At 71.5% G+C, this 26499-nt stretch carries 23 protein-coding genes; 15 read left to right on the forward strand and 8 right to left on the reverse strand.

Annotated features, from left to right (window positions below):
- Nucleotides 1-234 precede the first annotated feature (234 nt).
- From ACFYO8_RS08965 to ACFYO8_RS09000, 8 genes are all read right to left on the reverse strand, one after another.
- A complete protein-coding gene (locus ACFYO8_RS08965; RefSeq protein WP_354874070.1) occupies nucleotides 235-1101 on the reverse strand; it encodes an IclR family transcriptional regulator in 867 nt (288 codons plus the stop codon).
- A 59-nt stretch (nucleotides 1102-1160) separates the two neighbouring features.
- Nucleotides 1161-2528, reverse strand: a complete 1368-nt coding sequence (locus ACFYO8_RS08970) for an MmgE/PrpD family protein (protein WP_387256894.1) — start codon at nucleotides 2526-2528, stop codon at nucleotides 1161-1163.
- 1 nt (nucleotide 2529) lies between these two features.
- Complete coding sequence (locus ACFYO8_RS08975) at nucleotides 2530-3366, reverse strand: ABC transporter permease (protein WP_354874066.1); 837 nt, start codon at nucleotides 3364-3366, stop codon at nucleotides 2530-2532.
- Nucleotides 3363-4184, reverse strand: a complete 822-nt coding sequence (locus ACFYO8_RS08980) for an ABC transporter ATP-binding protein (protein ID WP_357707005.1) — start codon at nucleotides 4182-4184, stop codon at nucleotides 3363-3365. The genes ACFYO8_RS08975 and ACFYO8_RS08980 overlap by 4 nt, the downstream gene beginning before the upstream one ends.
- Nucleotides 4185-4206: 22 nt before the next feature.
- The gene (locus tag ACFYO8_RS08985) at nucleotides 4207-5271 is read right to left on the reverse strand and encodes an alpha-hydroxy acid oxidase (protein WP_354874062.1); all 1065 of its coding nucleotides are present in this window, start codon (nucleotides 5269-5271) and stop codon (nucleotides 4207-4209) included.
- A gap of 76 nt (nucleotides 5272-5347) precedes the next feature.
- Nucleotides 5348-6460, reverse strand: coding sequence for an ABC transporter substrate-binding protein (locus ACFYO8_RS08990; RefSeq protein WP_357471726.1), 1113 nt, complete (start codon nucleotides 6458-6460; stop codon nucleotides 5348-5350).
- Between the two features lie 48 nt (nucleotides 6461-6508).
- Nucleotides 6509-7252 (reverse strand): aspartate/glutamate racemase family protein, encoded by a 744-nt coding sequence (locus ACFYO8_RS08995; protein WP_357707008.1) that lies wholly within the window; start codon nucleotides 7250-7252, stop codon nucleotides 6509-6511.
- A 155-nt stretch (nucleotides 7253-7407) separates the two neighbouring features.
- A complete protein-coding gene (locus ACFYO8_RS09000) occupies nucleotides 7408-8160 on the reverse strand; it encodes a hypothetical protein (RefSeq protein WP_357707010.1) in 753 nt (250 codons plus the stop codon).
- 182 nt (nucleotides 8161-8342) lie between these two features.
- Here ACFYO8_RS09000 and ACFYO8_RS09005 point away from each other — a divergent pair, with 182 nt between their 5' ends.
- The 15 genes from ACFYO8_RS09005 (at nucleotide 8343) to ACFYO8_RS09075 (ending at nucleotide 26473) form a co-directional block, all read left to right on the forward strand.
- Nucleotides 8343-9152 carry a hypothetical protein gene (locus tag ACFYO8_RS09005; protein WP_387256896.1) on the forward strand — a complete coding sequence of 270 codons (810 nt, stop codon included), beginning with the start codon at nucleotides 8343-8345 and terminating at the stop codon, nucleotides 9150-9152.
- Nucleotides 9149-9811, forward strand: a complete 663-nt coding sequence (locus ACFYO8_RS09010) for a carboxymuconolactone decarboxylase family protein (protein WP_355094594.1) — start codon at nucleotides 9149-9151, stop codon at nucleotides 9809-9811. The genes ACFYO8_RS09005 and ACFYO8_RS09010 overlap by 4 nt, the downstream gene beginning before the upstream one ends.
- The gene (locus ACFYO8_RS09015) at nucleotides 9808-10473 is read left to right on the forward strand and encodes an SDR family NAD(P)-dependent oxidoreductase (protein WP_355094592.1); all 666 of its coding nucleotides are present in this window, start codon (nucleotides 9808-9810) and stop codon (nucleotides 10471-10473) included. The genes ACFYO8_RS09010 and ACFYO8_RS09015 overlap by 4 nt, the downstream gene beginning before the upstream one ends.
- A 31-nt stretch (nucleotides 10474-10504) precedes the next feature.
- Complete coding sequence (locus tag ACFYO8_RS09020; protein ID WP_387256897.1) at nucleotides 10505-11728, forward strand: CaiB/BaiF CoA transferase family protein; 1224 nt, start codon at nucleotides 10505-10507, stop codon at nucleotides 11726-11728.
- Nucleotides 11729-11776: 48 nt separating this feature from the next.
- Complete coding sequence (locus tag ACFYO8_RS09025; RefSeq protein ID WP_354874046.1) at nucleotides 11777-12625, forward strand: cyclase family protein; 849 nt, start codon at nucleotides 11777-11779, stop codon at nucleotides 12623-12625.
- Nucleotides 12618-14060 (forward strand): MmgE/PrpD family protein, encoded by a 1443-nt coding sequence (locus tag ACFYO8_RS09030; RefSeq protein ID WP_354874044.1) that lies wholly within the window; start codon nucleotides 12618-12620, stop codon nucleotides 14058-14060. Before ACFYO8_RS09025 ends, ACFYO8_RS09030 begins: the two co-directional genes overlap by 8 nt.
- Nucleotides 14057-15514, forward strand: coding sequence for a dihydroorotase family protein (locus tag ACFYO8_RS09035; RefSeq protein ID WP_355047219.1), 1458 nt, complete (start codon nucleotides 14057-14059; stop codon nucleotides 15512-15514). Before ACFYO8_RS09030 ends, ACFYO8_RS09035 begins: the two co-directional genes overlap by 4 nt.
- Nucleotides 15511-16362 carry an HpcH/HpaI aldolase/citrate lyase family protein gene (locus tag ACFYO8_RS09040; protein ID WP_387256899.1) on the forward strand — a complete coding sequence of 284 codons (852 nt, stop codon included), beginning with the start codon at nucleotides 15511-15513 and terminating at the stop codon, nucleotides 16360-16362. Before ACFYO8_RS09035 ends, ACFYO8_RS09040 begins: the two co-directional genes overlap by 4 nt.
- A 389-nt stretch (nucleotides 16363-16751) precedes the next feature.
- Complete coding sequence (locus ACFYO8_RS09045) at nucleotides 16752-18026, forward strand: cellulose binding domain-containing protein (protein ID WP_387256901.1); 1275 nt, start codon at nucleotides 16752-16754, stop codon at nucleotides 18024-18026.
- A gap of 289 nt (nucleotides 18027-18315) precedes the next feature.
- Nucleotides 18316-19836, forward strand: coding sequence for an arabinofuranosidase catalytic domain-containing protein (locus ACFYO8_RS09050; protein ID WP_355015245.1), 1521 nt, complete (start codon nucleotides 18316-18318; stop codon nucleotides 19834-19836).
- A 50-nt stretch (nucleotides 19837-19886) separates the two neighbouring features.
- Nucleotides 19887-22304: a ricin-type beta-trefoil lectin domain protein gene (locus ACFYO8_RS09055; RefSeq protein ID WP_387256903.1), complete on the forward strand. Its 2418-nt coding sequence runs from the start codon at nucleotides 19887-19889 to the stop codon at nucleotides 22302-22304.
- Between the two features lie 118 nt (nucleotides 22305-22422).
- Nucleotides 22423-24192 carry a family 43 glycosylhydrolase gene (locus ACFYO8_RS09060; RefSeq protein WP_387256924.1) on the forward strand — a complete coding sequence of 590 codons (1770 nt, stop codon included), beginning with the start codon at nucleotides 22423-22425 and terminating at the stop codon, nucleotides 24190-24192.
- Nucleotides 24193-24203: 11 nt separating this feature from the next.
- The gene (locus ACFYO8_RS09065) at nucleotides 24204-25328 is read left to right on the forward strand and encodes an RICIN domain-containing protein (protein ID WP_387256904.1); all 1125 of its coding nucleotides are present in this window, start codon (nucleotides 24204-24206) and stop codon (nucleotides 25326-25328) included.
- 94 nt (nucleotides 25329-25422) lie between these two features.
- The gene (locus ACFYO8_RS09070) at nucleotides 25423-25839 is read left to right on the forward strand and encodes a PPOX class F420-dependent oxidoreductase (protein ID WP_354874030.1); all 417 of its coding nucleotides are present in this window, start codon (nucleotides 25423-25425) and stop codon (nucleotides 25837-25839) included.
- Between the two features lie 43 nt (nucleotides 25840-25882).
- Entirely contained in the window at nucleotides 25883-26473 is a 591-nt protein-coding gene (locus tag ACFYO8_RS09075) for a DinB family protein (protein ID WP_387256906.1), read from the forward strand.
- Nucleotides 26474-26499 lie beyond the last annotated feature (26 nt).

Consider the following 26499-nt stretch of genomic DNA (forward strand, 5'->3'; position numbering starts at 1 on the left):
TGTTCACGCCGGGCCCGCTCAGCGAAACACGAACGCTCTCGAACTGCGGGATTACCACGATGTCCGCGTTCACAGCGGTTCACTGAAACGTTATGAACACGAATCGCGCGGAGGGCCGAAACGCCGATGACCCCGGGAGGGACACCCGGGGTCATCGTTCGCGCGGCGGCCCGCGCGGTCAGCGGCGGCCGGACTCCGCCGGCCCGCCGCGCGGGTCGGAGCCGGCCTCGTCGGTCAGAGTGGTCCGCGGTAGCCGATGTCGCGGGACACGGCACGGGCCGCCTCGACCACCGCGGCACCGTGCCGCAGCGTCTGCTCGGCGAGCCGCTCCCGCGGGCCGCACAGCGAGACCGCGCCCACCACGTCGCCCGAGGCGTTGCGGATGGCCGCCGCGACGCTCGCCGAGCCGGCCTGCCGCTCGCCGAAGCTCACCGCGTATCCCCGCTCCCGGATGCCGGCGACGTCGTCACGCAACGCGTCGGCCGAGGTGAGCGTCCGCGGGGTGAGGCTGGCGTGCCGGTGCTGGGTGAGGAACTCCTCGATCGTCTCGTCGGGCAGCGCGGCCAGGATCGCCTTGGAGGACGACCCGGCGTGCAGCGGGTACATCCGGCCCAGGGCCACCGACATCCGCACCTCGTGCGGGGAGAGCACCTGGTCCACGTACACCCGCTGCCAGCCCTGCCGGATGGAGAGCGTGGCGGTCTCCCCGCTGAGCTCGACGAGCCGTTCGAGATAGGGGCGGGCGGTCTTCGGCACGTCCAGCGTCCGCAGCGCGGCCAGGCCGACAGTCAGCGCGCCCGGGCCGAGCTGGTACTGCTTGGTCCCCTCGTCGAACGCGAGGAACGCGTCCGTCACCAGCTCCTTGAGGATCCGGTGCGCGACCGCCTTGGGAATCCGGAGGTCACGTGCGATCGCCGACACGCCCAGCGCCTCGGGCGCCCGGGACGCCAGCAGATTGATGATCGCGAAGGTCCGGGCCAGCCCGGAGCGGGCCCGGCCGTCGTCCCCCTCCAACTGCTCCGCGCCCGGCTCCGGCCGCCGGCCGGGCCGGGACTGAACGATGATCTCCGCGCCAGCCGGACCGGTATCCACTGGGGCCATGTCGAAGGCTCCTTACAGAACAGTTGGCGTCTATGGTGCCGGAGAATGCCGCGGACACGTTAATCGCCGAGCCGCACCGCCCGCATCAGAGCCTCGACATCCGTCGCGGGCAGCCCGGCCGCACCCTCGACCAGCCGATCCACAGAGGCCTCCGGCCACCGGCCGGCCAGCAGCCGCCGTACCTTGCCCGCGACCCGGTCGAACCCGAGCGGATTGCCCGCGTGCCCGCTCGCGGCGAGCACCTCGGCGGTCGCCTGCCGGCCGTCCCGGGCCACCAACTGGATCCGGGCGCCGAGATGCCGGGGCGGCAACCGGTCGAGCCGGTCGTCGACAACCAGCCGGGTCACCGACTGCAGGCGCGCGAGTTCCGGGTCCGCGATGCGGCCGGAGTCCAGATGGGACAGATCGAAGCCGCCGTCGCGGACTCCGCAGGCGACCACGTACGGGGTGCTCATGCTCGCGGCCAGCGCCGTCGACGGGTGGGACCGGCCCAGCACGTCGACCATCTCGCGGAAACCCCAGCCGTTGATCTCCACGATCTCGGCGGCGTCGCAGCCGAGTTCGGTACGGGCCGCCACCGCCGCCTCCAGCGCGGCGTGCGTCGCGCCGGAGGAGGGGTACAGCTTCTGGCCCGCCCGCATCAGCATCGGCTCGCCGCCCAGCCCATCGGTGAGGCTGTCGAGGTCGACCTGGTCGGAGGCGGCGGCCAGGTAGCCCCGGTCGGCCGCCAGTGGCTCGTCGGTGGCGCGCAGGCCGGCCCGCGCGGCGAGCCCGGCGAGCAGGCCCTCCCGGGACGCCTGCCCGGACAGGGCGTACCAGGCGTCGGAGAAGTACGCCGCGCCGACCACGCCCGCCGCCGCGTTGACGGCCAGGCCGATCGCCGCCTGGTAGACCTCGGCCCGCTGCTCGCCGCCCACCTTCAGGCTCGCCACGGCGGCGGCCGCCGCGTTGCACCCGCCCCGCGGGTGCCAGCCCCGGTCGAACGCCGAGCGGCCGAGAGCGGTGCCGATCCGCATGGTGACCTCGTATCCGACCACCGCCGCCTCGATCAGCGCCGGGCCGGAGGCGCGCACCTCCTCGCCGCGCGCAAGCAGCGCCGGGAACGTGCCGACGCCCGGGTGCCCGAGCGAGCCGTGCCAGACGTCGTCGAGGTTGGGGCCGGACGAGCCCGCGACGCCGTTGAGGAACGCCGCCCGGTCCGGCGCCACGCGCAGGGCGGTGCCGACGACGGTGCTCAGGCCCGGCTCCCCGCCGCCCATGCGCAGTTCGGTGGAGACCCAGCGCCGGTGGTGGTCGCGGGTGCTGCCGAGCACCGCGACGCCGAGGTGGTCGAGCAGCAGCCCGCGTACCCGCGCGACCACGTCGGCGGAGAGATCGTCGTACCGCAGGTCGGCGGCCCAGCGTGCGAGCGCGGCGGTCGGGTTCATCTCAGCCCTGCTTCCAGCGGGTCGCCCAGCGCTCCAACACGATGATCAGTTGGGAGAGGACGACCGAGACGCACGCCACGAGCGCGACGCCGGCCAGCACGCCGGTGGTGTTGAAGAACGCGGCGGCGTTGGCGATGACGTAGCCCACGCCCTGGTTGGACGAGATCAGCTCACCGACGACGGCACCGATCACGGCCTGCGGCACGGCGATGCGCAGACCGGTCATCACCCACACCGCGGCCGACGGCATGACGACCCGGCGGTAGATGGTCAGCCGGTTCGCCCCCATGATCCGCAGCGAGTCGATGAACAGCGGATCGACGTCACGCGCGCCGGTGAACGTGTTGTAGAAGACCAGGAAGAACGAGATCAGCCCGACCAGGACGATCTTCGAGCCGAACCCGATGCCGAACCAGAGCACGAACAGCGGGGCCAGGGCGAGCTTCGGCATGCTGTAGACGACCGTGACGAACGGGTTGAGCACCGCCGCGGTGGTCGGCAGCCGGCCCAGGGTGAAGCCAACCAGCACGCCGGCCACGCTGCCGACCGCCAGCCCGACGCCGAACTCCTGCAACGTGATCAGCAGGTGCGGCCAGATCGACCCGGTACGGAACCACTCCAGCAACTGCTGCCCGATCGCGCTGGGCGAACTGGTGAAGAACGGGTCGAACACCCGGCCGGACATCCACTGCCAGGAGCCGAGCCAGACGATCACCACGGCGAGCTGGCCGAGCGCGATCTTGATCTTCGGGTTGAGCTTGCGGGGCGGCTGGGCGGCGGCCGGCCCGGCGGCCGGCGCGGTGACCGCGCCGCGGCTGACCGTCTCGGTGTCACTCATGGCTTCGCCATCTCCTTCTCGCCGGCGTGGATCTCCCGCCCGAGGTTGTGCCAGACCCGGCGGCGTACCTCCTGGTACTCCGCGGTGAACTGAAGCTGCTCCAGATCCCGCGGGCGGGGCAGGCCGACCTCGATCACGTCGACGATGCGGGCCGGGCGGGCGCTCATCACCACGACCCGGTCGGCCAGCGTGATCGCCTCGTCCATGTCGTGGGTCACGAACAGCACCGCCGCGCCGAGCTTCTCCATCAGCGAGAGCAACTCGGCCTGCATGCGCAGGCGCAGGATCGCGTCGAGCGCGCCGAAAGGCTCGTCGAGCAGGAGCGTCTCCGGCTCGTACACCAGCGCCTGGGCCAGGCCCACCCGCTTGCGCATGCCGCCGGACAGACCCGCCGGGTACGTGTTCTCGAACCCCTTGAGGCCCACCATCTCGATGTAGGTGGCGACCTTCTCGCGGCGCTCCCGTCCCGGCACCCGGCGGATCTGGAGCGGCAGCTCGATGTTCTCGGCGACCGTACGCCAGGGCAGGATCGAGTCCCGCTGGGTCATGTAGCCGATGCTGGTGTTCGGGCCGTCGATCGTCGCCCCGCGGTAGGTCAGCGACCCACTGGTCGGCGTGATCAGCCCGGAGACCATGTTGAGCAGCGTCGACTTGCCGCAGCCGGAGGGGCCCAGCAGCGCGACGAACTCACCCTCCCAGAGGTTGAAGTCCACGCGGGAAAGGGCGTTCACCGGGCCGCGGCGTCCGTGGTAGGTCATGGAGACGCCCTCCGCCGACACGACGGCGTTGCGGGCGGTCCCCGTTTTCTCGGTAGGCATCCGACTTCTCCCGTATCCGCTGTCAGGCCGGCTGGAGCATCGAGCGGTCGACCTCGGCCAGACTCGATCGCCCGAGCAGGGCCATCGACTTGACCATCTCCGCCGCGACCATCTCTAGGGCCCGCCGTACGCCGTCGCGACCGCCGGCACACAGCCCCATCGCCGCGAGCCGGCCCACCACCACCAGGTCGGCACCGAGGGCGATCGCCTTCAGCACGTCGGTGCCGCGCCGGATGCCGCCGTCGACGGCGACGCTGATCCGGCCGCCCACCGCGTCCACCACCTCGGGTAGCTGCCGGAGCGTGGCCGGGGTGCAGTCGAGCTGCCGTCCGCCGTGGTTGCTGACGATCACGCCGGCCGCGCCCATGTCGGCGGAGAGCACCGCGTCCTCGCCGGTCATCACGCCCTTGATCACCACTGGCAGCGAGGTCTCGCTGAGCGCCTCGGCCAGGTAGTCGAACGTCCACACCGGCTGACTCATGGCGCGGAACTCGCCGAACATCTCCTCGGCGTGCCCCGTCTCGCCCTGGTAGTTGCCGCGCATGACGTCCTCGTAGACGAACTGGTTGGCGAGGTTGCGATCGCGGTAACCGGCGGTCGGGCAGTCGGCGGTGATCACCAGACCGCGGTATCCGGCCGACTCGGCACGGCGGACCAGCCGCCGGAAGTTGACCAGGTTGCCGACCGGGTGGAGCTGGAACATCAGCGCCGACTCGGGCGCCACCTCGCGGATCTTCTCCAGCGGGTGGGTGGAGACGTGCGGCGCCAGGGCCAGCGCGCCGACGTCCTGCGCCGCGCCGGCCACGGCGAGCTGGCCGTCCGGGTGGAACAGCCCGTCCGCGCCGAAGGGCGCGGTGGCCACCGGCATCTTCAGCGGCCAGCCCAGGTACGTCGTCTCCAGCGACGGCGGCTTGCTGCCGGTGAGGATCCGCGGCCGGAAGGTCCACCGGTCGAACTCGTCGAGGTTGGCGGCGACGCTGCGCTCGGCGCCCGCGCCGCCCTCCAGGAAGTCCCACACGGCCTGCCGTGCCCCGTTGCGGGCGGCGGCCTTGAGGTCTCCGAAGTTCTTGATGTGGGTGGAGCTCACGCCTGGTACCGAAGTCGTAGTCATGATCGTCTTCCCAACGTCGAGGAGCCGGCCTGGCCGGCGATGGGCGGGCAGCTCAGTAGGACGTGCCGACCTTGTCGAACGCCTGCTTGGCGATGGTGGCGTTCCAGGTGTCGTCGAAGCCGATCTTCTTGGCCGCGGCCGCCTCGCTGACGCTGCCGTTGATCTCGAAGGCGGTGACCACGAATTCCTTGGCCTGCTCGTACTGCTCCGGGGTCGGGACGATGCTCTTGCCGTAGATCGGGTAGTTCGACTCGAACGCCGTCTTGAAGACCTCGGGCTTGATGTCGGTGAAGATGCCGCCGAGCAGGTCGCGGAACTCGTCCTTCTCCGCCTGGATGAAGTTGAGCGACCGCTGGATCGCCCGGCAGTACGACGCGATCGCCTCGGGGTTCTTCTCCAGGAAGTCCTTCTTGCAGGAGGCCATGATGTAGGGGAAGCCCACCAGCGGCTGGACCGGGTCCTTGGACATGTCGTAGAGGTACTTCATGCCGAGGTCGGAGATCGCCTGGTCGGAGATCGGCGACGAGATCGCCATGCCGTCGATCTGCTTGTTCTTCACCGCCGCGAGCATCGCCGAGCCGCCGCCCTGGATCGGCACGATCTGCAGGTCCTTGTTCGGGTCGAGCTTGCCCAGGTTGCTGGAGACGTAGCGGATCAGCAGGTCCGGGGTGCCGGCGACACCGGTGGAGGCCAGCTTCATGCCGCGCATGGCCGCGCCCCGCTGCTCGGGCGTGCTCGAGTCGGACAGTCCGGCCTTCTCGAACGACTCGGCGCTGACCACGATGTTCGTGGCCAGGGTGGTCACCATGCCGCAGAAGCTGATCAGCGGCTGGCCCACCGCCGTGGACTTCATGGTGTCCATCGGCGAGCCGACGACGAACTCGGCGTCACCGGCGAGCACGATGTTCGCCACCACGCCCTGGCCGGCGACCTTGCCGCTCTGCTGCAGCCCTTCCTCGGCGAAGTAGCCCTTCTTCTCGGCGACGAGGAACGGCGCCCAGATGTAGGAGGTCGCGGTCGATCGGATGGTGGTGTACGGGCCGCCGGAGTTGCCGCCGCCGGAGGCGGCCGGGGCACCGTCGGGGCGGGAACACGCGGCCAGCAGACCGCCGGCGCCGGCCAGGGCGCCGAGCCGGAGCAGGTTGCGACGGGACAGTGAAGACATGGTTACTCCCGGGGGGGGAACGAGTAAGTGAGACGAGGTGGCGCGCGCTCAGTGCCGGCCGAGGGCCCCGAACGCCGCAGGCGAGTCGCCGAGACCGGCCGCCCGGAAGGCGGCCCAGATGCTGGCCTGGTTGGCCGTGACCACGGGGATGGAAAGGTCGCTCTCCAGCTCGGCGACCACGCCGAGGGTGGAGAGGTTCGTGCAACTGATGAACAGCGCCTCGGCGTCCGGGTGGGCGGCGGCACGAGCGAGTCGGTAGACGACCTCCTCGGACTGCTGCGCGATGGCCGAGACCGGTGTGCGGGCGAGCGGGAAGTGCGTGACGCGCTCCCGCAGGCCGAGACCGACCAGGTTGACCACGTCGAGCCCGTGTGCGGTGAAGAACTCGCGCAGTCGCTGGTTGATGGTGTCGTCGTAGGGGGTGGCGACGGCGATCCGGGTGACGCCCAGCGCGCGGAGCGCCTGCACGCCGGCCCCCGACGTGGACAGCGCCGGGCAGCCCGCGCGCTCGGCGATCCGCCCGACCAGGTCGGTCTCGTACTCGTGGCCGCCGACGAAGCTGCCGGATGTGCAGCCGAAGACCACGACGTCGGCGTCGAGTTCGGACAACTGCTCCGCGGCGCGCAGGGCGTCGTCGGCCATGGTGACCAGACCGGCCGGGTCGAGCCGGGGGATCACCATCCGGGCCGCGTGTGCGGACGCGCCGCAGGGCAGTACGGAGTAGATCTCCGGCTCCATCGTCATGTTGACGTGCGGGACGATCAAGCCGATTCGGGCTCGCCAGCCGTGCATCGTTCGTCACCTCCTGGCGGCCCGGTGCCGGGACATAGGTTTAGTGGTGAAGCGGATTCGTTCGTCTGAGTGGAACGCCGGTCCGCTGTGTATGCCGGGACGCTAATGGCTGCTCCCGAGCCCCGTCAAGGGTGGAAAAGCAGCCGAAACAAAACTCAGCGCCAGCGGCCGACCAGGTCGTTGACCAGGCACGACGACGAGGCCGCCGGCCGACCGAGGCGATGCAGGGCGCGATACGCCGCCGCCACCGACGAGGAGAGCACCGGTACGCCGAGTTCGTCGCCGATCGCCGCGATGGCCTCGACCGTGGGCATGCCGGTGCCGCTGAGCAGCACCACCGTGTCGGGGTCGGGCCGCAGCTCACGCAGCAGGGCGGTGACCTCGGCGGGAGTGATCGCGTAGATCCCGTTCGGCGCCGGCGCCTTCTCCACGCCGGCCACGGTGAGCCCGGCGGAGGTCCAGTACGCGACCGCCAGGTCGGTGAGCCAGTCCGGGTACGGCGAGACGACCAGCACCCGCGTGCGGCCGAGTTCGGCGAGCGTCTCCAGGATCGCCCGGGCGGCGGTCAGCCCCTGTCCGGCGCCCGCCGCGTCGATCGCCTCGTGCAGCCGCGCGTCGCCATCCGTTCCCACCAGGTAGGAAGAACCGGTGCACGCGAAGTAGGCGACCTCGGGCCGGGCCGGGAGCAGCGTGCCCGCGGTCGAGGTGAGCGCGTCGTTGTAACCGAGCAGCCGCTCCTTCAACGTGCCCGGGATCTGCGGCAGCGGCGCGATCCGGACATCGACCGCACCGGGCAGCAGCGCGCGCAGCTCGGTCGCCACCGTGGGGTTCTCCGGCGGCACCAGCGCCGCGATCCCGCCACTGCCGTTCCCGCCCGCCGCGTCGATCCGATTCGGCTCGTCGCCCATGACAGCCACCGCCTTCCAGTTCGCTGATCATTCCGAGACTTGACCCGGACCGTTGACAGGCCGGGCAGTGGCACGACAGTATCCACCTTGTTCCGCCTGGGAAACCACCGTTCGTTTGACAGGAACGATCCTTATCTCGGATGGGCACCCAGGAACCCCGAGGCAAAGGTGTGCAGACTGACATGTGGAATCGCCCTGACGTCGACTTCATCTCGACCCAAGACCTGCCCTGGGCCCCGGTTCCGGGCGGTCAGTTCGGCTCCGGCCACGGCGGCGGCCTGCGCAAGACCTTCTCGGTCGACGAGGAGGACGGCGCCCGCACCGAGCTGCTCGCCTTCACCAACCGGCAGCGGGGCGTGCTGAGCGCCCAGGCCGACATCTTCGTGATCGCCGGCCGGGGCACCGTCAACGATGAGCCGTACGCCCCGGGCACCTACCTGCACGCCCAGGCGATGACCGAGCTCGACTGGGTGCCCGGCGTCGGCGAGACGGTGCTGTACTTCGGCCCGCACAGCACGCCGGACTTCGCCGCCGGCCCGGGTTCGGGAACGCTCACCGTGCTGCACGAGACCCGCGACGAGTGGGTGTCGATGGGCTGGCGCGGCGACGAGGCGCAGCCGGCCGACGTGCGGATCCGGTGGCTGCGCCGCGACGAGGCCGGCATCGTCTTCCTGGTCGGGATGCTGCCCGGATACACGGCGATCAACGAGGAGAAGCACCCGGTCTACGAGGAGTCCTTCAAGATCGCCGGAGACCTGATGCTGGGACGCCGCGGCGTGGTCAAGCCCGGCGGCTACTTCTTCCGCAGCCCGCAGACCTGGCACGGCCCGCTCTACAGCCGCACCGGCAACCTCTCCCTGATCCGCAAGAACGACTTCGGCAGCACCGACTACCGCGACCCGCTGCCGGGTCACGACCTGGGCAGCCTCATCCCCGCCTTCTACGACCGCGACGCCTCGTTGACGCCGAGCCTCGGGCCGTCGCAGCGATGAGCGAGCCCGATCAGCTCGCCGCGATCCGGGCCGAGCGCGGCTACCTGCTGTCGTACCACGAGGTGTACGCCCGCACGGAGCCCGGCTTCCTGGAGGCGTACACCCGGCTCTACCGCCGGTTCACCCTCGACGAGCGGCACCTGTCGGCCCGCGAGCGGGAGCTGATCTGGGTCGGTCTCCTCGTCGCCGACGAGGAGGCGGTGGGCACGCTGCACGTCGAGCGCGGGTACGCCGCGGGGCTGACCACCGACGAGATGGCGCAGGCGACGGCGGTGGCCGGGGCCGCGGCCGCGTGGCGGCCGATCTTCTTCGCCGCGCGGGCCTGGGCCGCCACGCTGCCGATGGACGGTTTCGCCCGATACCACGCTCTGCTCGCCGCCGCCGCGCCGGACCTGTCCGCCCGCGAGACCGACCTGATCGCGGTGGTGGTGCACTCGGTGCACCAGCAGGAGGAGGCTTTCCTGCACCACCTCGACCGGCTGTACGCCGCCGGCGTGCGGGAGCCGGACATCGCCGAGGCGATCAGCTACCTGCTGCTGCCACGCGGCGCCAACGCGCTGCTCTGGGCCACCGACCAGTGGCTGGGCGCGGTGGAGTCCGGCCGCGTCACCCCCACCGGCGAGCTGGCCGGCGTCAACACCCGGACCCGCCGGTCATGACCTCGCTGGTGGTCGGCGGACGGGGGGCGATCGGCGCCGCCGTGGTCGACGCCCTGCGCCGCGACGGGGAGACGGTCCACGTGCTGGACCGGGCCGACGGTGTGGACGCCGCCGACCCGCGCCAGGTTCGCCAGTTCCTGGACGCGCTCCCCGAGGTGCCGACCCGGGTGGCGCACCTGGCCGGGTCGGTGGGACACGGCGGGCTGCTCGACGTCTCACCCGAGCAGTGGCGGCAGGTGCTGGACGACAGCCTGACCAGCGCCTACGTCGTGGTCCGGGCGGTGTTGCCGGCCATGCTCGCGGCCGGTGGCGGCGCGATCGTGCTGATGAGCTCGGTGAACGGCCGGCACGGCGGGAACGCGTTGTCCGGGCCGGCCTACGCGGCGGCGAAGGCCGGCGTGCTGGCGCTGACCCGCAACATCGCCAAGGAGTTCGGCGGCCGGGGCGTACGGGCCAACGCGGTGGCGCCCGGACCGGTCCGGTCGGTGATGACCGAGCGCCTGTCCGCCCGGGAGCTGTCGGAGCTGGTCGACCAGGTGCCGCTGCGCCGGCCCGCCGAGCCGGCGGAGGTCGCCGACACGATCGCGTTCCTGCTCGGTGAACGCGCGAGCTACGTCAACGGCGCCACGGTCGACGTCAACGGCGGGATGTGGACGGGATGACCGGGACCGTACGAGTAAGGAGGGACCAGCGGTGACTGAACGGGAGACCCGGGCGGACGGGCACGGCCCGCTGCACGGCATCCGGGTGCTGGACGTCTCGACCATTCTGGCCGGGCCGCTCTGCTGCCAACTGCTCGGCGACTACGGCGCCGACGTCGTCAAGATCGAGCACCCCGTCGCCGGGGACAGCATGCGCGGCCACGGCGAGGCGAAGGACGGCGTGCCGCTGTGGTGGAAGGAGATCTCGCGCAACAAGCGGACGGTCGGGCTCAGCCTCTCCGACCCGGACGGCGCCGACCTCTTCCTCCGGCTCGCCGCCACCGCCGACGTCGTGGTGGAGAACTTCCGCCCTGGCACGCTGGAGCGGTGGGGCGTCGGGCCGGACCGGTTGCACGAGGTCAACCCCGGGCTGGTGATCGTCCGGATCACCGGCTTCGGCCAGACCGGTCCCTACGCCGCCCGCCCCGGCTTCGGCACGCTGGCCGAGGCGATGAGCGGCTTCGCCCACCTGACCGGCGAGGCGGACGGCCCGCCGACGCTGCCCGCGTTCGGCCTGGCCGACAGCATCTGCGGCATCGCCGCGTCCTCGGCCGCGGTGATGGCCCTCTACGCCCGCGACGCCCGGGGCGGCCGTGGTCAGGTCGTCGACATGAGCCTGCTGGAACCCATCATGGCCGCCGTCGGCCCCGGCCCGATCGCCTACGACCAGCTCGGCGTCGTCGGGCAGCGGCACGGCAACCGGTCCACGAACAACGCCCCGCGCAACACCTACCGCACCCGGGACGGGCGCTGGGTCGCCGTGTCCACCAGCGCGCAGGCGATCGCCGAGCGGGTCCTGCGCCTGGTCGGTCACCCCGAGGTCATCGACGAGCCGTGGTTCCGCTCCGGCCGGGAGCGGGCCGCGCACGCCGACCTCCTCGACGCGTACGTGGGCGGATGGATCGCCGAACGTACCCGCGACGAGGTGCTGCGGGAGTTCAGTGCGGCCGGCGCGGCCGTCGGCCCCGTCTACGACGCGCGGGACCTGGTGGAGGACGAGCACGTCCGTGCCACCGAGATGATCACCACGGTGCAGGACGACGACCTCGGCCCGATGCGCATGCACAACGTGATGTGGCGGATGTCGGACACCCCGGGCCGGATCCGGTTCACCGGGCGTGCCCTGGGCGCCGACACCGACGAGCTGCTCGGCACCGAGCTGGGATGCACGCCCGAGGTCCTGGCCGAGCTGCGCGCGCGCAAGGTCGTCGCCTGACCGCCCCCGTGGTCGGTCGACCGATTCCCAAAGAGTGAGGAACAACCCGTGACACCCCCAACCCAAGCCCCCGTCGCCGATCCGCTGCTCGCGGCCGTCAGTGGCGGAGTGACCGTGTACGACCTCGGCCGCCGGCTCTCCGTCGGCATGCCCCAGTCCCCCAACCACCCCGCCTACTGGCACTCGCTGCCCCGCCGCCACGGGGACATGGTCCGCTCCGACGGCGGTTCCGCGGCCAACGACATGATCACCATGGGTACGCATGTGGGCACGCACATCGACGCGCTCGCCCACGTCTCGCACCGCGGCCTGCTCCACGGCGGTGCGGACGCGGCCGAGGCGGGCCGGGGCGGCCGGTACGTGGAACTGGGCGCGCACACGATCGCCCCGATGGTGCGCCGTGGCGTCCTGCTGGACGTGCCCCGCGCGATCGGCGCCGGCGACGGCTGCCCGGCCGGCTACGAGATCACGCCGGACGACCTCGCGGCCACCGAGCGGGCCCAGGGCACACCCGTCGGCGCGGGCGACGTCGTCCTGGTGCGCAGCGGCTGGGGCCGGTTCTTCGAGCACGAGGACCGGAACGTCTACATGGGCCTGGAGTCCGGGGTGCCGGGCGTCGGCGAGGCCGGGGCGGTGTGGCTCGCCGACCGCGCGGTGCACGCCGTCGGGGCCGACACGATCGCCTTCGAGCAGCTGCGCCCGGGAGCGGCGCACAGCGTGCTGCCGGCGCACCGGGTGCTCCTGGTGGAACGCGGGATCTACATCATCGAGGCGATGGCGCTGGAGGAGCTGGCCGCCGCCGGAGTGCACGAGTTCACCCTGATCCTGGCGCCGCTGCCGCTGTTCGGCGCGACCGGCTCGCCGGTGCGTCCGCTGGCGGTGGTCGGGCATGGCTGAGCTCACGCTGGCTGAGCGGCTCGCCGCGTTCGCCGCCGCCACCACGCACACCGGCCTGCCCGACGACGTACGGCACAGCGTCCGCCAGCGCGTGCTCGACGTGCTGGGCCTCTGCGTCGCCGCGTACCGGCTGCCGACGAGCACCGCGGCCGCCGGGTTCGTGGCCGACCAGGGCGGCCGGCCCGAGGCGCACGCCGTCGGTTTGCCCGAGGCGGTGCCGGCCGCGCAGGCCGCCTTCGCCAACGGGGTGCTCGCCCACTCGCTCGACTACGACGACACGCACCTGCCCTCGGTGCTGCACCCCAGCGCCAGCGTGGTGCCGGCCGCGCTGGCCGCCGCCCAGGCGTCGGGGGCCACCGGCGGTCAGCTGACGGCCGCGGTCGCGGTCGGCCTGGAGGTCGCCGTCCGTCTCGGCATGGCCGGGTACGACCGTAAGCTGGGCAACTCGGTCTTCTTCGAGCACGGACAGCACGCCACCTCGATCTGCGGGGCGATGGGCGGAGCCGCCTCGGCGGCGCTGCTGTTCGGCCTCGGCGCGGAGGGGGTCGCCAACGCCCTCGGCGTCACCGCCTCCTTCTCCGCCGGCATCATCGAGGCCAACCGCACCGGCGGCACCGTGAAGCGACTGCACTGCGGGTGGGCGGCGCACTCGGCGGTCACCGCCGCGCAGCTCGTCAAGCGCGGCTTCACCGGCCCGCCGACCGTCCTGGAGGGCAGGTTCGGCTTCTTCCGCGCCTTCCTGCGCGACGAGGCCGACCTGGACCAGGTCACCGGCGGGCTGGGCGAGGAGTGGTCGGTGCCGGGGATCTTCTTCAAGCCGTACCCTGCCAACCACTTCACCCACGCCGCGATCGACGCCGGGCTGCGGCTGCGCGAGCGCGGCCTGCCGCTGGACCGGATCAGCCGCATCGAACTGCGCGTGCCCGCCGCGGTCATCCGCACGATCGGCCAGCCGATCGAGGTCAAGCGGGCGCCGGAGACCGGCTACCAGGCGCAGTTCTCCGGTCCGTACGCCGTCGTGGCGGGCCTGCTCGGCGGCTCCGGGCTCGGCGTCGGGCTGACCGACTACACCGACGAGCTGGCCCGCGATCCCCACCGTCGCGCGTTGATGGCGACCGTCGACGTGCTCCCGGACGACCGCTGCGACTCGATCTTCCCTAACCAGTTCCCGGCGATCGTGACGGTCCGCACGGACGACGGCCGGGAGTGGACCGAGGAGGTGCTGGCCAACCGCGGCGGCCCGCAGCGCCCGCTCAGCGACGAGGAACTCGCCGTGAAGTTCCGGGAGAACGTCGCCGGCCGGCTCACCGACGAGGCCGCGCGCCGGGTCGAGGACCTGGTGCTGCGCCTCGACGGCCTCGACGTAATCGACGAGATCCCCCGGACCCTGGCTCGCCTGGAGGCCGGCTCACCCACCTCAAGGAGGAACCCATGACGTCCTTTGACACCCTCGTGACGAACGTCCGTGTGGTACGGCACGAGTGGACGCAGCCGCGGCAGGTGGACATCGCCATCCGCGACGGCCGCGTCGTGCAGGTCGCCGCCGGCATCGATCCGGCGCTGGCCCGGACCGTTGTCGACGGCGGCGGCAGGCTCGCCTTCCCCGGCGTGGTCGACGCGCACCAGCACTGGGGGATCTACAACCCGCTGGACCAGGACGCCGCCTCGGAGAGCCGGGCCTGCGCCCAGGGCGGGGTGACCTCCGCCATCACGTACATGCGCACCGGGCAGTACTACCTGAACCGGGGTGGCGCGTACGCCGACTTCTTCCCCGAGGTGCTCGCCGCCACCGCCGAGCGGTCGCACGTGGACTACGCGTTCCACCTGGCACCGATGTCGAAGCAGCACATCGGCGAGATCCCCGACCTGGTCGAGCGGCACGGGGTCACCTCGTTCAAGGTGTTCATGTTCTACGGCAGCCACGGCCTGCACGGCCGGTCGTCCGACCAGAGCAGCTTCCTGATGATCCCGGAGAACGAGCGGTACGACTACGCGCACTTCGAGTTCGTCATGCGCGGCGTGCAGGCGGCCCGGGAGCGGTTCCCCGAGCTGGCCGACGAGATCTCGCTGTCGCTGCACTGCGAGACCGCCGAGATCATGAACGCGTACACCCGGATGGTGGAGGAGGAGGGGACGCTGTCCGGGCTGGCCGCGTACCACGCCTCCCGGCCGCCGCACTCCGAGGGCCTGGCCGTCAGCATCGCCTCGTACCTGGCCCACGAGACCGGCCTGCCGACGATCAACCTGCTGCACCTGACGTCCCGCAAGGCGGTCGACGCCGCCCTGCGGATGTCGCAGGCGTTCCCGCACATCGACTTCCGCCGCGAGGTCACGGTCGGGCACCTGCTCGCCGACATCGACACCGCGAACCTGGGCGCCAAGGTGAACCCGCCGATCCGGCCGCGGGAGGACGTCGAGGCGCTCTGGGAGTACGTCCTGGACGGCAAGATCGACTGGGTGGTCAGCGACCACGCCTGCTGCCGTGACGAGGTGAAGTTCGGTGAGCCCCGGGACGACGTGTTCGTGGCGAAGTCGGGCTTCGGCGGCGCCGAGTACCTGCTGCCCGGCCTGATCTCCGAGGGCAACCGCCGGGGCCTGCCGTACCACCGGATCGCCGAGATGACCGCGTGGAACCCGGCCCGGCGCTTCGGGCTGCGCTCCAAGGGCGACATCGCCGAGGGCTTCGACGCCGACTTCTGCCTGGTCGACGACGACCACACCTGGACGGTGCGGGCCGCCGACTCGGAGTCGGCGCAGGAGTACACCCCGTTCGAGGGCTTCGAGCTGAGCGCCCGGGTCACCGACACGTTCCTGCGCGGCGAGCGGATCCTGGAGGCGGGTGCCGTGGTCGGCACGCCCCGCGGGCGTTACCTGGCCCGGCCGGCGTGACCCGTACGCCGCGCAGCTACCTCTACGCGCCCGGGAACGAGCCGAGGAAACTCGCCAAGGCCGCCACGGCCGACGCCGACGCCGTGATCTGCGACCTGGAGGACGCGGTCCCACCGGCCGCCAAGTCGCAGGCCCGCGACAACGTGGCCGCGTTCCTGGCCGACCCGCCACGACCGGACGGTGAGTGGTGGGTGCGGATCAACGCCGACTCGGCCACCGCCGACGTCGCGGCGGTGGCGGGCCCGGCGCTGCGCGGCGTCGTGGTGCCCAAGGCCGAGCCGGAGCTGCTCGACGAGGTCGCCGAGGCGCTGACCCGGGCCGAGTCGGCGTGCGGATTGCCGCCCGGCACGCTGCGGGTGCTGCCGCTGCTGGAGACCGCGCGCGGCGTGCTCACCCTGGACCGGGTGGCCGCCGCGCCGCGGGTCCTGCGGCTGGGCCTCGGCGAGGCGGACCTCGCCGCCGAGCTGGGCCTGCGGCCGGGGCCGGACAAGGAGGAGCTGTGGCCGCTGCGCACGGCGGTGGTGCTCCACTCCGCGGCGGCCGGCCTGGTGCCGCCGGTGGGTCCGGTCGAGACGGCGGTACGCGACGCCGAGCGCCTCGACCGGAGCACCCGGATGCTGCTGCGGCAGGGCTTCCGGGCCCGCACCGCGATCCATCCCGCGCAGGCGCCGGTCATCAACGAGGTGTTCACCCCGTCCGCCGAGGAGGTGGCCGACGCGCGGGACGTGGTGGCCCGCCTCGCCGCCGTCACCGAGCACGGGCACGGCGTCGCCGTCACGGCGGACGGCCGGATGATCGACGCCGCGGTGGCCCGAGCCGCCCACGACGTCCTCGCCCGAGCGCTCTGAGGCGGGACCGGCAAGCCATCTGTTATCGCTAACAGGCTGGGCTCCCGGCTCGGCCGCCGGCACCGCGACGACCAACGCCGGGACGGGCTCCCACCGGCCCGTTCCGGCGCTCGCGGTTGAATGTGTTATCGATAACCTGCTATGTTCCGGGACGGGAGCGAAGGGCACGCTCCCGTCACCCCACCATCGGCTAGGCGTCCCGAGGCATCTCCCTCGCCGCCCGGCCGGTCGGTGACCAGTCCGGGCCGCTCCGCCGATGCACGCCGACGCAGGCGGCCAACGGACGACTTCGGCCCCGGCCCACGCGCGGCTCCGCGCCCTCTTCGCAGGCGACGTCGGCATCGACGGACGGCCCGGCCTGCACCGCCACCCAGGGCAAGGAGTCAGCAATGGCGAAACGAACACCGCTTCTCTCATCCATAGCCGCCGCGGCGGTGCTGCTCGCGGCAGCGGCCGGCGGCGCGCTCAACGCCGGCCTCGGCGAGACGGCACAGGCGTCGACCAACGGCACGCTCGCGGCGACCGCCGGCTGCGGCAAGGCGCCCACGCTGTCCAGCGGGACACGCACCATCTCCAGCGGCGGCCAGAACCGCAGCTACATCCTGCGCATCCCGGACGGGTACGACCGCAACCGCCAGTACCGCCTGATCTTCGGGTTCCACTGGCTGAACGGCTCGGCGAACAACGTCGCCTCGGCCGGCTACTACGGCCTGCTGCCGCTGTCGAACAACAGCACGATCTTCGTCGCGCCGCAGGGCATCGACAACGGCTGGGCCAACACCAACGGCCGTGACCTGACGCTGTTCGACGACATCTCCCGGCAGATCGAGAACGACCTCTGCGTGGACACCAGCCAGCGGTTCGCGCTCGGCTGGAGCTACGGCGGGGCGATGAGCTACGCGGTGGCCTGCGCCCGGCCGAATATCATCCGTGCGGTCACCGTCCTGTCCGGCGCCAACCTCAGCGGTTGCAACGGCGGCACCCAGCCCGTCGCCTACTTCGGCATCCACGGCATCTACGACAGCGTGCTGAACATCTCCGCGGGCCGGTCGCTGCGGGACACGTTCGTCCGCAACAACGGCTGCACCGCGCAGAGCCCGCGCGAGCCGAGCCGGGGCAGCCTGACGCACATCACCACCACGTACTCCGGCTGCCGTGAGGGCTACCCGGTGCAGTGGGCCGCGTTCGACGGCGACCACACCCCCAGCCCGGTCGACGGGTCGCCGAGCCCGAACGACTCGCGGACCTGGACGTCGGCGGAGATCTGGCGGTTCTTCAGCCAGTTCGCGTCCACCACACCGCCGCCGACCACCGCCCCGCCCACCACGCCGCCGCCCACGACCCCGCCGCCGAGTGAGCCGGGTGCCTGCACCGCCACCTACCGGACCGTGAACACCTGGCCGGGCGGCTTCCAGGCCGAGGTCACTGTGGCAAACAACGGCGCCGCCACGCTCAACGGCTGGACCGTACGCCTGACCCTGGCCTCCGGCCAGGCGATCAGCAGCCTCTGGAGCGGCGTCAACACGGGCACCACCGGCTCGGTGTCGGTCCGCAACGCGGACTACAACGGCACTCTGGGCGCGAACGCCTCCACGACGTTCGGGTTCACCGCCACCGGGAACGGTGCCACCGCGCCCAGCGGTGTCACCTGCACCAGTCCCTGACCGGACGGCCCGCCGCCCCGTTCGGGGCGCTGGGCCGGGGGTGGCAGACCGCCGCCCCCGGCCCGGCCCCGGGCGGGAGCAAACCGAGGTCCCGCTTCCCGCCGAGGTGTGCTCTAATTAATACTGGTCGATGTTTGCGTTAACACTACACCTGACATGCCACCACCACTCGGCTGTTCAGAGCCCTTCCGTCACGGGTGTTAACGCTTGCACCGGCGGCCATCCATAGCTCGTGAGGCACCGCGCCGGCACGAACGGTCGCGGAGCCCTGCGTACCCGAGGAGCCGTCATGGTGATCCCCCGTCCCCGGTCCGTCCGATCCGGACCATCCCGTCTGACCATCCCCGCCCTGATTCTCGTCCTGGTCGTCGCCGGCGCCGCGCTGGCCACGTCGACCCGAAACGCCGTGGCCGCCCCCGGGCCCGGCTCCATCGTGGGCGCGCAGTCCGGCCGCTGCGTCGACGTCCCCAACGGCAGCACCACGAACGGCACCCAGGTGCAGCTCTACGACTGCACGGGCGGCACGCCGCAGAACTGGACGTACACGTCGGCGAAGCAGCTCATGGTGTACGGCAACAAGTGCCTGGACGCCAACGGCCAGGGCACCAGCCCCGGCACGGCCGTGATCATCTGGGACTGCAACGGCCAGGCCAACCAGCAGTGGAACGTCACCCCCGCCGGCGCCATCACCGGCCAGCAGTCCGGGCTGTGCCTGGACGCCACGAACGCGGGCACCGCCAACGGCACCAGGATCATCCTGTGGACCTGCAACGGCCAGGCCAACCAGCGGTGGAACACCTCGGCCACACCGTCGTCACCGCCGCCCACCTCGACACCCCCGCCCGGCGGGCGGCCGTGCGACATCTACGCCGCGGGCGGCACGCCGTGCGTGGCGGCGCACAGCACCACCCGGGCGCTGCTCTCGGCGTACGGCGGCAACCTCTACCAGGTCCGCCGCGCCTCCGACAACGCCACCCGCAACATCGGGCTGCTGGGGAACGGCGGCTACGCCGACGCCGCCGCACAGGACGCGTTCTGCGCCGGCACGAGCTGCGTGATCACCGCCGTGTTCGACCAGTCGGGACGCGGGAACGACCTGTGGTACCAGGGCTCCGCGCAGGTCCCCGGCTCCACCTCCAGCCGGCCCGCGAACGCGACGAGCGAGTCGTTGACGGTCGGGGGCGCCCGGGCGTACTCGCTCTACATCAATCCCGGGAACAGCTACTGGCGGGACGGCCACCTGACCGGCATCCCCACCGGCGCGGCCCCCGAGGGCATGTACATGGTGACCAGCGGCACCCACGTCAACAGCGGCTGCTGCTTCGACTACGGCAACAGCGAGACCACCCGCAGCGCCGACGCGGCCGGGGCGATGGACGCGATCAACTTCAGCACCAGCTGCTGGTTCGGCGGCTGCTCCGGCAGCGGCCCCTGGGTGCAGGCCGACCTGGAGTGGGGTCTCTACCCGGGTGGCAGCCAGTCCTGGAACCCGAACCAGCGGGCCTTCACCAACCGGTTCGTCACCGCCACCCTGAAGAACAACGGCACCTCGCGGTTCGCCATCAAGGGCAGCAACGCCCAGTCCGGTGGCCTCGCCACGCTCTACGACGGGTCGCTGCCGGCCGGCTACAGCCCGATGCGCAAGCAGGGCGCCATCATCCTGGGCAGCGGCGGCGACTGCTGCAAGCCCGGCGGCGGCGCGAACCTCAGCGCCGGCACCTTCTACGAGGGCGCCATGGTGGCGGGCTATCCGTCCGACGCGACCGAGAACGCCGTCCAAGCCGACATCGTCGCCGCCGGCTACCGCTGACCGGTGGGCGAGGCAAGCGACCACACCCCGAATTCGTGAAGGGACTCGTCATGTCCGAACCGATACGGATACGCCGTCGCCCCCGGCTGCTGGCGGCGCTGGCCGCCAGCGTCCTTGCCGCCGCCGGCGGCCTGACCCTCACCGCCGGACCCGCGCAGGCGGCCACCACGATCACCGTCAACGGCGCCTCCGGCGGCCAGACGTTCGACGGGGTGGGCGCGGTCAGCGGCGGCGGCGGCAACAGCCGGCTGCTGATCGACTATCCGGAGCCGCAGCGCGGGCAGATCCTGGACTACCTGTTCAAGCCCGGCTACGGCGCCGCGTTGCAGATCCTCAAGGTCGAGATGGGCGGCGACACCAACTCCACCAGCGGCTCGGAGCCGAGCCACGCACACGTCCGGGGCGACCTGAACTGCAACCGCGGCTACCAGTGGTGGATCATGGAGCAGGCCAAGGCCCGCAACCCCGCCATCAAGCTGGCGGCACTGCCGTGGGGCGCTCCCGGCTGGATCGGCAACGGCAACTTCATGTCCCAGGACATGATCGACTACTTCGTGAGCTGGCTGGGCTGCGCACGGCAGCACAACCTGACCATGGACTACATCACCGCCGCCCAGAACGAGAAGCGCACCGACGCCAACTGGACCATCAGCCTGCGTCAGGCGCTGAACGCCAACGGCTACAGCGGTGTGAAGATCATCTACGGGGACGACTACCCCGGTAGCTGGGGCCCGGCCAACGCCGTCGCCAGCAACGCCACGCTGCGCAACAGCATCGACGTGCTCAGCGGCCACTACCCGTGCGGCTACCTCAGCGCGCAGACCACCTGCACCGTCTCGTCGACCGCCACCAGCACCGGCAAGACGCTGTGGAACAGTGAGGGCGGCTCGCAGGACTACAACGACGGCGCCAAGCCGCTGGCCCGCGGCATCAACCGCGGCTACATCGACGGCCGGATGGTCGCCTACCTCAACTGGGACCTGATCGCCGCGATCACGCCGAACCTGCCCTGGTCCACTGTCGGGCTGATCCTGGCCAACCAGCCGTGGTCCGGCTGGTACTCGGTCGGCAAGACCAGCTGGACGCTGGCGCACACCACCCAGTTCACCGCGCCCGGCTGGCGCTACCTGGACTCGTCCTCGGGCTACCTGGGCGGCAACCGCAACAACGGCAGCTACGTGTCGCTGCGGTCGCCCACCAGCGGCGACTACAGCACGGTCATCGAGACCATGGACGCCACAGCGGCCCAGCAGCTCACCCTGAACGTCACCGGCGGGCTGTCCACCGGCCAGGTGCACGTCTGGTCCACGAACCTGAACTCGACGAACCCGAACGACTTCTTCGTCCGCGGGGCGGACATCACCCCGTCGGGCGGTTCGTTTTCGCTCACCGTCCAGCCCGGACACCTCTACACCGTCACCACCACCACCGGGCAGGGCAAGGGCACCGCCACCAGCCCGGCCCAGGGCTCGCTGAGCCTGCCGTACCGCGACGACTTCGACGGCTACGCCGCCGGGCGGATACCGAAGTACCTCCAGGACATGCAGGGCGCGTTCGAGACCGTCGGCTGCGGCGCCGGGCGGGCCGGAATGTGCCTGCGCCAGATGTCCGCGCAGGCGCCGATCACCTGGAAGACGCTCGCCGACCCGGCGACCTACGGCGGGAACCTGAGCTGGGGCAACTACACGGCGTCCGCCGACGTCCTGCTCGAACAGGCCGGCTACGCACAGATCATGGGGCGCGTCGGCAGCACGAACCTGGACCCCATCGGCCGGTACAACGCCTACTTCCTGCGGGTCACCGACTCCGGCGCGTGGTCCATCCTGCGCAACAACACCGCCGGGCAGCTCACCACGCTGCGCAGCGGGAACGTCGCGGCGCTGGGCACCAACCGCTGGCACAGTCTCGCGCTGGGCTTCTCCGGCTCCACCATCACCGCGACCATCGACGGCACGACGGTCGGCACGGCCACCGACTCCACGTTCGGCACCGGCCAGGTCGGCTTCGGCACCAGCCAGGGTGGGACCGCCCAGTTCGACAACCTATCGGTGGTCGCCGGCCCGGGCGGCAACCCCGGGGGTACGAGCGGCGCGCTGCTCAACCCCAACTCCAGCCGCTGCCTGGACGTGCCGAACCAGTCCCAGACCAACGGCACGCAGGTGACGTTGTGGGAGTGCAACGGCGGCGCGAACCAGCAGTGGACGGCGACCTCCAGCCGCCAGCTCCAGGTGTACGGCAGCAAGTGCCTCGACGCCGAGAGCCAGGGCACGTCGTCCGGCACCCGGGTCATCATCTGGGACTGCAACGGCGGCACCAACCAGCAGTGGAACGTCAACACCGACGGCACGATCACCGGCGTCCAGTCCGGACTGTGCCTGAGCCCGAACGGTGGCGGGACCGGCAACGGCACCGCGATCGTCCTGTCCGCCTGCACCGGCGGCAGCAGCCAGAAATGGAGCCGAGCATGACGGCCCGACCGACCACACCCATCCGCCGCGGCGCGGCCCACCGGGGAGATGACCTGTGACGTCAACGCTATGGAGAACCGACCGCCGGACCAGACGATGGCTCGCGCTGGCCGTGACCATGCTCGCCCTGCTGGGGCTGGCCCCGGTCATCGCCGGAGGGCTGAGCCCGACCGCCGCCCGGGCGGACAACCCGATCGTGCAGAACATCTACACGGCCGACCCGGCGCCGCTGGTCTACAACGGCCGCGTCTACCTCTACACCGGCCACGACGAGGACAACTCGACCTGGTTCACCATGAAGGAGTGGCGGGTCTACTCGTCCGACGACATGGTCAACTGGACCGACCACGGCTCGCCGCTCAGCCTCGCCACGTTCAGCTGGGCCAAGCAGGACGCGTGGGCCGGCCAGGCGGTCCACCGCAACGGCAAGTTCTACTGGTACGTGCCGATGGTCGTGCGGGCGACCGGCCAGATGGGCATCGGGGTGGCGGTGGCGGACAGCCCCACCGGGCCGTTCCGGGACGCCATCGGGCGTCCGCTGGTGAGCAACGGCGAGATCGACCCCACCGTGTTCGTCGACGACGACGGCCAGGCATACCTGTACTGGGGCAACCCGCGCCTGTGGTACGTGAAGCTGAACTCGGACATGATCTCGTACTCGGGCAGCCCGACGCAGATCCCGCTGACCACCGCGGGCTTCGGGACGCGGACCGGAGACGCGAACCGGCCCACCCTGTACGAGGAGGGGCCCTGGGTCTACAAGCGCAACAACATCTACTACAACGTGTTCGCCGCCAAGTGCTGCTCGGAGTTCCTTGCCTACTCGACGGCGCCCGGCCCGCTGGGGCCGTGGACCTACCGCGGCACGGTCATGCCCACCCAGGGCAGCAGCTTCACCAACCACCCCGGGATCGTCGACTTCAAGGGTGGCTCCTACCTCTTCTACCACAACGGGGCACTGCCCGGCGGCGGCGGTTTCACCAGGTCGGTGGCGGTGGAGAAGTTCTCCTACGGCGCGGACGGCTCGATCCCGACGATATCCATGACCACCACGGGCGCCCCGCAGGTCGGGACGCTGAACCCGTACGTCCGGCAGGAGGCCGAGACGAGCGCGTGGGCGGCGGGAGTGGAGACCGAGCCGGCCAGCGGCGGCGGGATGAACGTCGGCTGGATCGACAACGGCGACTACCTGAAGATCAAGGGCGTCGCCTTCGGGTCCGGCGCGGCCTCGTACACCGCCCGGGTGGCCTCGGCCGGCAGCGGCGGCACCATCGAGCTGCGCCTGGACGGCACCAGCGGTCCGGTGGTGGGCACCTGCCGGGTGTCCGGCACCGGTGGCTGGCAGACCTGGGCGGACACGACCTGCGCGGTCAGCGGCGCCACCGGCACTCACGACCTGTACCTGCGGTTCACCGGCGGCAGCGGCTCGCTGTTCAACATCGACCACTGGCGGTTCACCCCCGCCGGGAGCACTCCGCCGCCCACGACCCCGCCGCCCACGACCCCGCCGCCGAGCGATCCCCCGCCCACCACGCCTCCGCCGACCACGCCGCCACCCACCACGCCTCCGCCCACCACGCCTCCGCCGACCGGTGGCGCCTGCACGGCCACCTACCGCACCACCACCTCCTGGTCCGGCGGTTTCCAGGCCGAGGTGACGGTCACCGCCGGCGCCGCGCCGCTCAACGGCTGGTCGGTTCGGTGGACCCTCGCCAGCGGCCAGAGCATCGGCCAGGTCTGGAGCGGCACGCTGAGCACCAGCGGCTCCACGGCGACCGTCCGCAACGCGGAATACAACGGCTCGGTGCCGGCGTCCGGCTCGACCACGTTCGGCTTCGTGGCGAACGGCTCGCCGTCCACCCCGTCCCTGACCTGCACCAGCCCATGAGAGGAACAGACATGCGTACCCGAGCGAGGAGATGGCTCACCGCGGGCGCCGCACTGGCTGCGCTGGCCGCCGGTGTGCTCACGCCCGCCGGCCCGGCGGGCGCCGAGTCCAACGGCGGAACCCGGGTGATGCCGCTCGGTGACTCCATCACCGAGGGCACCCAGGTGCCGGGCGGCTACCGGATCGGCCTGTGGCAGCGGATGGCCGCCGACGGTTACCGGGTCGACCTGGTCGGCTCCCAGTTCAACGGGCCGGGCAACCTCGGCGACCACGACCACGAGGGCCACCCCGGCTGGCGCATCGACCAGATCGACGCCAACATCACCGGCTGGCTGAACTCCTACCAGCCGCGCACCGTGCTCCTGCACATCGGCACCAACGACATCCTGCAGAACTACAACGTCTCGACCGCGCCGAACCGGCTGTCCTCGCTGATCGACCGCATCACCAACACGGCGCCGAACGCCGACGTGTTCGTCGCGCAGATCATCCCGCTGGCGAACTCCGGCCAGGAGGCGGCGGTGCGCACGTTCAACGCCGCCATCCCGGGCATCGTGCAGTCGAAGGTGAACGCCGGCAAGCGGGTCCACCTGGTCGACCAGCACTCGGCGCTGACCACCGCCGACCTGATCGACGGCATCCACCCGACCGCCACCGGCTACGACAAGATGGCCGCCGTCTGGTACCGGGCGTTGCAGTCGGTGTCCGGCAGCATCGGCACTCCCGGCAGCGGCGGCGGCACCTACCAGAACGTGCAACTGGTCGGCGTCGGCTCGGGCCGGTGCCTGGACGTGCCGAACGGCAGCACCACGAACGGCACCACGGTGCAGTTGTACGACTGCTGGGGCGGCACCATGCAGCGCTGGACGTACACCTCGGCCAAGCAGTTGCAGGTGCTCGGCAACAAGTGCCTGGACGCCAACGGGCGGGGCACCGCGAACGGCACCAGCGTGATCATCTGGGACTGCAACGGCCAGCCCAACCAGCAGTGGAACCTCAACGCCGACGGCACGATAAGCGGGGTCCAGTCCGGGCGCTGCCTGGACGCGGCCGGCTACGGCACCGCGAACGGGACCAGGATCAACCTCTGGGACTGCCACGGCGGCACCAACCAGCGGTGGAGCGTACGCGCCTGACCGGCACGCGACGGGCTCCCCGGCCCACGACGCCGGGGAGCCCTGCCCGCCGCATGACCAGCGGCGGGACCGGCGGGTACGTACAGTGGGAGCCATGTCGAAGCCGCCGTTGCCCGAGCCCGCCGTCGCCATGCTGGGCAAGCCGAATCCCGCCGTCATCTCCACACTGCGCGACGGCCAGCCGGTGTCCGCGGCCACCTGGTACCTCTGGGAGGACGGCCGCGTCCTGGTGAACATGGACGAGGGCCGCCGCCGGCTGGCGCACCTGCGCAGCGATCCCCGGGTCTCCCTGACGGTGCTGGACGAGGGGAACTGGTACACCCACGTCAGCCTCATCGGGCGGGTGGTCGAGGTGCGCGACGACGAGGGTCTGGCGGACATCGACCGGATCTCGCAGCACTACACCGGACGGCCGTACCCGCGACGGGACCGCGGCCGGGTCAGCGCGTGGATCGAGATCGAGCGCTGGCACGGGTGGGGCGCGCACAAGGACAACGACCAGACCGGCTGACCGCCGCCCCACGATGTCCGACCCATGCTGAAGAGTGTCGGGCATGACCGAACCGAAGGACCCGAAGGCAGCGCTGCACCACTACCTGCGCGCGATCCGGGAAAACCTGATCTGGAAGCTCGACGGGCTGAGCGAACGCGAGGCCCGGCTTCCCCGCACCGCCACCGGCAACAACTTCCTCGGCCTGCTCAAGCACTGCCTGAACGTGGAGGCCGGCTACTTCGGGGAGACATTCGGCCGCGAGTTCCCCAACCGCGGGGAACTGGTCGCGCTGGAGATGTTCGACGCGGACCCGCAGGCGGACTGGTACGCCCGAGAGGACGAGACCAAGGACGGGCTGATCGACCTGTACCGCCGGGTCGGCGCGTTCGCGGACGAGACGATCGAGACGCTGCCGCTGGACGCGCCCGGTCGGGTGCCGTGGTGGCCCGCCGGCCGGCAGGACGTCACGCTGCACCAGATCATCGTGCACGTCTGCGTCGACCTGGCCCGGCACGCCGGTCACGCGGACATCATGCGCGAGCAGCACGACGCGGCGATCGGGCTGGGGCGGGAGAACCGGAACGTCCCCGACGGCTACGACTGGCCGGCCTACGTCAGTAAGCTGTCGGCGCTCGCGGACCGGTTCGCGTAGCCGGCCCTTCCGGTACTGCGGGCCGG

It is taken from the genome of Micromonospora sp. NPDC005257 (assembly GCF_042872445.1).
GTDB lineage: Bacteria > Actinomycetota > Actinomycetes > Mycobacteriales > Micromonosporaceae > Micromonospora.